This is a genomic window from Rhodoferax sp. (assembly GCF_028689305.1).
GTDB lineage: Bacteria > Pseudomonadota > Gammaproteobacteria > Burkholderiales > Burkholderiaceae_C > Rhodoferax.
Genome location: NZ_JAQTWM010000143.1, coordinates 1 through 5,437, shown reverse-complemented (window position 1 = coordinate 5,437; position 5,437 = coordinate 1). Strand labels below are relative to the sequence as shown.

The window sequence follows — 5,437 nt, the reverse complement described above, 5'->3', positions numbered from 1 at the left end:
GTGCCCTTAGCGGAAATTGGGCAGCTTTGTTCGCCGTCATCATTGCAGTCATTGATGTTCGCTTAATCGGCACTAGCTACCACGAGACTATTGGTGGACTTCGGCTCATTGGTCTTCACGACAATGGATGCCCGCTGATGATGCTCGTCTCAGTTCTCAGTGTTCCGCTTGACCGGATGACCCCCTCATCCTTTCAACGCTCAGGTTTCCCCGACAACAGCTGATCGGTTCCCATGCGAGTGCGACCACTTCGCATTTTTAAGACTTCACTTTTCGCATTCAGTGGTAATCGCAGGCCTATTGATGTAAGATAGTAATTAATTACTAGCTTTAATTATTTTTAACATGGTCACTTCACAAAACGTCCAATCAAAACTACCTGCGGACGAGCGACGCGCCGTCACCGTGGAGGCAGTCATCGCGCTAGCGGGTTCGCAAAACCCCAGCGACATTACGACAGCGGCTATTGCAAAGCACATGAATTTGACTCAGGGGGCGCTGTTTCGGCACTTCCCCAGCAAGGATTCCATTTGGCAATCCGTCATGGAGTGGGTGGCAGACCGCCTGCTGGCGCGAATCGACAGCGCAGCAGAGGGCACTTCCTCACCACTGAGCGCGATGCAGGCCATGTTTATGAGCCACATCGATTTTGTGGTGGAACACCCGGGCGTGCCACGCATGATGTTCGGTCAGCTGCAAAGCACCGAGGAGACGGCCGCCAAAAAAATGGCCCAGACGTTGATTCAGCGCTATTCCGAACGCATACGCGCACGCATTGAGGAGGGCAAGGCTATCGGGGAAATCACGTCCGAGGTGGATACCCAGGCTGCCGCTACGCTGTTTGTCGGAACCATTCAGGGCTTGGTGATGCAGTCCATGCTGTCCGGGGACCTTCTTCGCATGCGCGCTGATGCGCCTGGTGTCTTTGCAATTTATCAACGCGGTATGAGGAACGTCCAATGAAAAATTTCATCTCACTGCATGGCCGAACCATCGCGTTGGCGAGCGTCCTTGTTTTATTGGCGGGTTTGCTGGGCTACGTTGCGCTGCGGGCCGGGCCCATGGCTCCGGTGGCCGTTACGGTCATTAGCGTCGACAGCCAGGCTATCAAGCCAGCCTTGTTTGGTATCGGTTCAGTAGAAGCACGGTTTACCCACAAGATAGGTCCCACCTTTGCCGGACGCATCAAGCGTGTGGAGGTTCAATCAGGTGATCACGTCGCAAAAGGCCAAGTGCTGGGCGAGATGGATCCCGTCGACTTGGACGACAAGATCGGCGCCCAGGAGGCGACCCTGAAGCGGGCGGAAGCCACCCTGTTGGCGGTTGAGGCGCAAGTTCAGGAAGTGGGTGCCCGCAAAGCGTTCGCGGAAATCCAGACCAAGCGCTACGAGCAATTGCTGATCGCCCGCTCGGTCAGCGAAGAAGGTGCGGAGGCAAAGCGACAAGAGTTGCAGATTGCGCAGGCATCCTTGTCAGCGGCTCGCGCCAACCTTGATGCATCACGCCAGGAACTGAACCGCGTGCGGGCGGATCGGGACGGCCTGATTCGCCAGCGGGTAAATCTGCGTCTGATTTCGCCGGTCGATGGACTCGTCACCCGCCGCGATGCCGACCCAGGCACCACCGTGGTTGCCGGACAAGCGGTGGTTGAAGTCGTCGAGCCCAGCAGTATTTGGGTCAGCGTGCGCTTTGATCAGCAGCGCGCACAAGGGCTAAGCGCCCAACTTCCGGCACAAATCGTCCTGCGCTCGCGTGCCGGTGACTTGCTGCCTGGAAAGGTATTGCGCATTGAACCCCATGCCGACGCCGTAACCGAAGAAATTTTGGCCAAGGTTGCGTTTACACAAACCCCACAGGTACTGCCGCCGATTGGTGAGCTGGCGGAAGTCACGGTAGCACTGGCGGCACAAAAGTCGATGCCAGTCGTTCCCAATGCCAGCGTACAACGCGTGGATGGGCACCTCGGTGTTTGGGTGGTTGAGGACGGCAGCTTGCGTTTTGCACCGATCAAAACCGGCGCAACGGACCTTGAAGGCCGCGTGCAGATTCTTCAAGGTCTCAGTGGGGGTGAACAAATTGTGGTGTACAGCTTCAAGGCGCTGGATGCTAACAGCCGCATCAAGGTGGTTGACCGTATCGTGGGCAAGTCGTCATGATCAGCCTGGCCGGACGCGACATTCTGCATGCCTGGGGCAAGTTCGTGTTCACCGGTATCGGACTCGGGCTATTGATCGGCGTGACACTGACCATGGCTGGCGTGTACCGGGGCATGGTGGACGATGCCAATGTGCTGCTCGACAACAGCGGTGCTGACCTTTGGGTGGTGCAGAAGGACACCCAAGGTCCCTATGCAGAGTCCTCAAGTATTTACGACGACACCTACCGCAGCATTCTGGGCATATCGGGTGTGGCGCGCGTTGCCAATGTCACTTACCTGACCATGCAAGTAAGCCAACTCGGCGACGGTAAAGCACGCGACGTGCGCGCCATGGTGGTCGGTATTCCACCTGACGGCGCGGGTCAACCCGGTCAACCCGGCTACCTGGTTGAGGGACGGCGTCTTACCCGTGGTCATTACGAGGCGGTAGCCGACATTGCCAGCGGCTTCGCGCTGGGGGACCGCATCCGCATTCGGCGCAACGAGTACACCGTGGTGGGGCTGACCCGCCGCATGGTCTCCTCGGGCGGTGACCCGATGGTTTTTATTCCATTGAAAGATGCGCAGGAGGCCCAGTTTCTCAAGGACAACGATGCCATTCGGGCACAGCGCGCCCGCACAGCGCAGAGTCCCGCACTGAACCGCCCCGGCGTGCCCGGCTTGCTGGATGCGGTCATCGCCTCGCAAAGTACCAACACCTCGGTCAACGCCGTGCTGGTGCAAATAGAAACCGGCACGGACCCGGATGTGGTGGCCGAACCCATCAGACGCTGGAAGCATCTAAGCGTCTACACGCGAGCACAGATGCAGGGCATCCTGATCGAGAAATTGATTGCCACGGCAGCCAAGCAGATTGCCATGTTCCTGGTGATTCTGGCAATCGTCAGCGCTGCCATCGTTGCCTTCATCATCTACACCCTGACCATGGGCAAGATCCGGGAGATCGCGGTTCTCAAGCTCATTGGCACCACCAACCGCACCATTGCCGGGATGATTCTTCAACAGGCGGTGGCCCTGGGCTTGATCGGGTTTGTGGTCGGTAAAGTTTCAGCCACGTTCTGGGCACCGGTCTTTCCGAAATACGTGCTGCTGGAGTCTGGCGACGCCATTCGCGGCTTCGTGGCGGTGGTGGTCATTTGCATTCTGGCCAGTGTGCTGGCGATCCGTGCCGCGCTCAAAGTTGACCCTGCGGAGGCTATCGGTGGATAAACAACATTCTGAATCTTCTGCACGCGGCATCCGCATCGAAGGGCTTACCAAGCGCTACGGTCAGGGCGACATGGCGGTGGACGCGCTCAAGGGCGTCAACATGGTCGTCGCACCCGGTGAAGTCGTGGGGTTGGTTGGACCATCAGGCTCGGGCAAGAGTACGCTGCTTAAATGCCTGGGTGCCATCATTGAGCCGACATCCGGGCGCATGGTGTTGGGCCAGGATGTTATCTATGACAACGGCTGGAAAATCTCCGACCTGCGCGCCCTGCGGCGCGACAAGATTGGATTCGTCTTCCAGGCGCCCTACCTGATCCCATTCCTGGACGTGACCGACAACGTCGCCCTGCTACCCATGTTGGCAGGTGTTCCCAATGCTGAGGCGCGCAAAAAGGCGCTGGCGTTGTTGACGGCACTCGATGTACAGCACCGTGCCAAGGCCATGCCATCGCAGCTCTCCGGTGGCGAGCAGCAACGGGTGGCGATCGCCCGCGGGCTGGTCAATCGACCCCCAGTGATCCTGGCCGATGAACCCACTGCGCCGCTGGACAGCGAACGCGCGCTGGCCGTGATCCGCATCCTCAACCAGATGGCCAAGCAGTTCGACACCGCAATCATTGTCGTCACCCACGATGAAAAAATCATTCCAACCTTCAAGCGGATTTACCACATTCGCGACGGTGTCACCCACGAAGAGGCGGGTGAAGGTCGTGGAATCGACTGACAACCCCGCACTCTCTTTAACAAACTGGAATTCCAAATGAAAAAAAATCCGTCTCGGTATCACCCGGCCCTTGTCGGTCTGCATTGGCTACTGGCTCTGCTCATCATGCTTGCGATGGGTATGGGCACCTTCGTATTGAAGGAAATTCCCAACGCGTCTCCCGAAAAACTTGGCGCCTTGCAGGGCCACATGATCGTGGGTTTTGCCATTGGTGCCCTGATGATGGCGCGCTTGATCGTTCGTTTGCGCACAAGTCACCCGCAAGTTGCCTCTACGGGTAGCAACGCACTGGACTTGCTGGGAAAAGGTGCGCATGCGGGCCTGTACCTGCTGGTATTCGCCATGGCCGCCAGCGGTGCCGCTACAGCACTGCAAGCGGGATTGCCGCAGATGATTTTTGCGGGCAGTGCCGGATCGCTGCCGGATAGCTTCGCCATCTATACGCCGCGCGTGGTTCACGGCTGGATCGCAAAGCTGCTGATGGCACTGGTGGCCCTGCACGTTGTGGGAGTCGTCTACCACCAGTTCGGGCTCAAGGATCGCCTTCTGTCACGCATGTTGTTTGGACAGCGTTAGGCAGTCGAAACCGCGCTAGCTGGATGCGCCCATGAAATACAAAAACGCACGAACCGCAAAGAGAATTGCCATGGCTGCAATCGGCACGCTCATGGCAATGATCGGAGCAATGACCTGGGCTGACGACGGCACAGATACCCCACCACTGGCCCTGCGAAAAATCATGCAAGACATGGATAAAAACATGCACAGCATGGCGGATGCCATTTCGCAAAAGGACTGGCCATTGGTGGAAAGAATCGCACCCCTTATTGCAGATCATCGCCAGCCGCCATTTTTTGAAAAAATGCGCATCATGGGGTTCGTTGGCACCAGCGTCAGCAAGTACAAAGCCTATGACGGGTCCGTTGTCGAACAGGCTCAAGCCATCGGCAAGGCAGCTAAGTCCAATGACGTCCAAGGAACGGAGCTGATGTTTCGCACGCTCCAGGCGAGTTGCGACAGTTGCCACAACGAGTTTCAAAAGCCTTTTGTGGCGCACTTCTACGGCAAGAAAGATGCTGTCCAGTAATGTTATTTCACCGTGAACGAATCGGAAATGTCTCATGAATACTCCCATACAACCGCAACAGCGCGGATTGCAAATCTGGGCTATTTCCCTTGTCGCGATCGGGTTCGGTTTGCTGACCCTCAAGGAAGGCGGAACGATCCTGTTTGGCAATGAAGTTGCGCGCGCCGCCGCTGGCAACTATGTGCCGTTTGTGCTTTGGTTCAATTTCTTGGCGGGCTTCGCCTATGTCGTCGCCGGTGCCGGGCTATGGCTGAGCCAG

7 protein-coding genes and 1 pseudogene are annotated in these 5,437 nt (G+C 57.5%); all 8 read left to right on the top strand.

From position 1 onward, the window contains the following. Nucleotides 1–224: hypothetical protein (locus PHW99_RS17915; RefSeq protein ID WP_300180896.1), on the top strand; the 224-nt coding region annotated here is incomplete at its 5' end. 121 nt (nucleotides 225–345) lie between these two features. Continuing rightward, on the top strand, nucleotides 346–963 hold the full coding sequence (locus PHW99_RS17910; protein WP_300180893.1) for a TetR/AcrR family transcriptional regulator: 618 nt from the start codon (nucleotides 346–348) through the stop codon (nucleotides 961–963). Continuing rightward, nucleotides 960–2,156, top strand: coding sequence for an efflux RND transporter periplasmic adaptor subunit (locus PHW99_RS17905; protein WP_366913652.1), 1,197 nt, complete (start codon nucleotides 960–962; stop codon nucleotides 2,154–2,156). The genes PHW99_RS17910 and PHW99_RS17905 overlap by 4 nt, the downstream gene beginning before the upstream one ends. After that, nucleotides 2,153–3,367: an ABC transporter permease gene (locus PHW99_RS17900; RefSeq protein WP_300180887.1), complete on the top strand. Its 1,215-nt coding sequence runs from the start codon at nucleotides 2,153–2,155 to the stop codon at nucleotides 3,365–3,367. Before PHW99_RS17905 ends, PHW99_RS17900 begins: the two co-directional genes overlap by 4 nt. 70 nt (nucleotides 3,368–3,437) lie before the next feature. After that, nucleotides 3,438–4,091 carry an ABC transporter ATP-binding protein gene (locus PHW99_RS17895; protein ID WP_300084707.1) on the top strand — a complete coding sequence of 218 codons (654 nt, stop codon included), beginning with the start codon at nucleotides 3,438–3,440 and terminating at the stop codon, nucleotides 4,089–4,091. A 36-nt stretch (nucleotides 4,092–4,127) separates the two neighbouring features. Beyond that, nucleotides 4,128–4,667 (top strand): cytochrome b/b6 domain-containing protein, encoded by a 540-nt coding sequence (locus PHW99_RS17890; RefSeq protein WP_300180885.1) that lies wholly within the window; start codon nucleotides 4,128–4,130, stop codon nucleotides 4,665–4,667. Between the two features lie 31 nt (nucleotides 4,668–4,698). Next, nucleotides 4,699–5,178 carry a cytochrome C gene (locus tag PHW99_RS17885; RefSeq protein WP_300180882.1) on the top strand — a complete coding sequence of 160 codons (480 nt, stop codon included), beginning with the start codon at nucleotides 4,699–4,701 and terminating at the stop codon, nucleotides 5,176–5,178. 34 nt (nucleotides 5,179–5,212) lie between these two features. After that, a pseudogene (locus PHW99_RS17880) lies at nucleotides 5,213–5,437 on the top strand (hypothetical protein); the annotation flags it as partial.